Source organism: Staphylococcus coagulans (assembly GCF_002901995.1).
Classification (GTDB): domain Bacteria; phylum Bacillota; class Bacilli; order Staphylococcales; family Staphylococcaceae; genus Staphylococcus; species Staphylococcus coagulans.
Genome location: NZ_PPQN01000085.1, coordinates 1 through 365 on the forward strand (window position 1 = coordinate 1; position 365 = coordinate 365).

General features: G+C 46.8%; 1 protein-coding gene. It reads left to right on the forward strand.

Annotated features, from left to right (window positions below; translation table 11 throughout):
• A partial coding sequence (deoC, locus tag CD118_RS11250; RefSeq protein ID WP_103356716.1) for a deoxyribose-phosphate aldolase occupies positions 1-365 on the forward strand: 365 nt, incomplete at both ends.

Here is a 365-nt window from a genome sequence, read left to right on the forward strand (position 1 = left end):
GACGGACGTTACGCTGATGTACAACAAGATATTGAAGCTGTGGTCAAAGCGGCTCAAGGCCATACGGTTAAAGTCATTATTGAAACAGTCTTACTGACTGATGAAGAAAAAGTGAAAGCCTCTGAATTAGCACAAGCAGCAGGCGCACACTTTGTGAAAACATCCACTGGCTTTGCGGGTGGCGGTGCTACACCTGAAGATGTGAAATTAATGAAAGAGACTGTCGGGGGAGCATTAGAAGTGAAAGCCTCCGGCGGTGTGCGTAGTTTAGAAGATTTTAACGCAATGGTTGAAGCAGGTGCCACACGTGTGGGCGCAAGTGCAGGTGTTCAAATCATGCAAGGATTGGAATCAGACACAGACTA